Source organism: Streptomyces sp. URMC 126 (genome assembly GCF_051386555.1).
In the GTDB taxonomy this organism is placed as follows: domain Bacteria; phylum Actinomycetota; class Actinomycetes; order Streptomycetales; family Streptomycetaceae; genus Streptomyces.
Window position 1 is genome coordinate 1 of record NZ_JBPQTX010000579.1, and the last position, 1771, is coordinate 1771.

Sequence of the window (1771 nt, forward strand, 5' to 3'; positions counted from 1 at the left end):
GCGCCCACCCTCCCGGCCGACGCGTCCTCGACGACCGTCGACGTGCGCAACGCCTCCGGGGCGCCGGGTGCCGCGGCGGCCGAGTCCCGGGCCCTGGCCGCCCTCGGCTACACCCCGGGACGGATCGCCAACGCCCCCGCCGCCACCGCCACGACCGTCACCCACGGCACCGGCGCGGACGCCGCGGCCCGCCACATCGCCGCCCGCCTCGGCGCCGACCCCGTACCGGACCCGTCCCTCCCCGCCCGGCACGTCGTCGTCACCCTCGGCTCCGCCCCGCGCACACCGGGCCCGCCGGGCGACACCTCGGCCCGGCCGGTCGTCCCGGACGCGAGCGGCCGGATGCCGGACGACGCCTTCCACGGACGGCCGGTGCGGATGGGCGGGGTCACCTGCGTCGACTGAGGCCGGCCGGTAGCCGTGGTGCGGGCGACGTCGGAAGGGGCGGCGGAAACGCGACGACCGCGGGGCCGCCCTCGCGGGCCCCGCGGTCGTCAGGGGTGTCGCCGGCCGCTAGCGGTGCCGCGGCGGCATGTGCATCATGCAGTCGCGCACCATGTCCAGGTGCTTGGCGACGACCGGACGCGCCTTCTTGGCCGCATCCCGGAGCGTCGCGTCCTTGCCGTGCGCCACCTCGGCGTCCAGCAGGTCCAGGGTCTGGACGTGCGCGGTGTCCTGGGCCCGCAGCCAGAGGTTGTCGTAGCCGCGGGTCCGCGCCTTCTTCCGGATCTCCTTCAGCTCCCGCTCCTGCTTCGGGGTGACCGAACGGGGCAGGGTGATCTTCAGCTTGCGGCTGAGCTCCTTGACGCCCTCGTCCATCAGCGTGTGGTCGCGGACCAGCACCTTGCCGGTGTCCCGCACACACATCGACACGGCGTTCTTCTGGGCGTCGCCGCCCGCGGCGATCTCGGCCAGGTTGCCCTGGTGCACCGCGCCGAGGAAGGCGTCGTCGAGGGCGTCCGTGGCGAGGGCCGTACCGGCCGGCCCCATGGAGAGGGTGAGGACCGCCAGCGCCGTCATGGCCCGGTGTCGCATACGCATCGTTCGCAGCTCCGTTCGTCGTCGGCCCGCGGCACGCCGCGTGCGCGGGCCCGTCCGGCCGAGGGCCGCCCGTCGCGGCCCCTCACGGAGCTGAACAATGCACCCGGCGTGCGGCCGTCGGCCCGCCGGACGCCGTCGGTCCCGCCATTTGGCGGCGTTCTTTTCGGGCGATCGGGGGTATGGGGGCCGGTTCGGCCGGCCCGGCCGGTCAGCCGAAGAGACCCGTCACGAGACCGGTCAGGGTGCCCACGAGACCGCTGGTCAGCTCGGCGAGCACGCCCAGCAGCCTGCTGACGAGGGAGAGCAGGCCGCCGTCGCTCTCCCCGCCGTCGGCGGCCCGCGGCGCGAGCTCGTCCCGTGCCCGCTGGGCGTCCGCCACGATCCGGGCGACGGCGGCCCGGTCCGGAGCGGCCGCCGCGGCCTGCTCCCGCAACCCCGTCCGGGCCGCGACCAGCACGTCGAGCCGCTCCTTCACCGCGCCGCAGGCACGGCGCTGCTCGGCCGACGGACTCCGCACCGCGCCGCACGCGGCGGCGGCCTCCGCGGCGCGCTGCCCGATGGCGTCCTGGTCCAGCACCCGCAGGGCGTCGGCGGCGACGCGGCGCGACGCCTCCGCGGTGGCGGCGGCCCCCGCCTCGGCGACCGGCAGCGGAGCCGTGGACAGCGTGACGGCGACGGGCGCCGGACTCCCGGACGGCGCGGGCGCGCCGACGGGCACGGGGCCGGGGGT

General features: G+C 77.4%; 2 protein-coding genes and 1 pseudogene. 1 reads left to right on the plus strand and 2 read right to left on the minus strand.

Going from position 1 to position 1771, the window contains the following annotated elements; translation table 11 throughout:
- On the plus strand, window positions 1-405 hold a 405-nt coding region (locus ACSNOK_RS32855), incomplete at its 5' end, for a LytR C-terminal domain-containing protein (protein WP_436784445.1).
- Between the two features lie 108 nt (window positions 406-513).
- Here the strand turns inward: ACSNOK_RS32855 and ACSNOK_RS32860 are convergent.
- Entirely contained in the window at window positions 514-1041 is a 528-nt protein-coding gene (locus ACSNOK_RS32860) for a DUF4142 domain-containing protein (protein WP_436784446.1), read from the minus strand.
- Between the two features lie 208 nt (window positions 1042-1249).
- A pseudogene (locus ACSNOK_RS32865) lies at window positions 1250-1771 on the minus strand (hypothetical protein); the annotation flags it as partial.

Coding starts and splice junctions, on each gene's coding strand:
- ACSNOK_RS32860 (WP_436784446.1), bottom strand. CDS start 1,041: ATGCGTATGCGACACCGGGCCATGACGGCGCTGGCGGTCCTCACCCTC.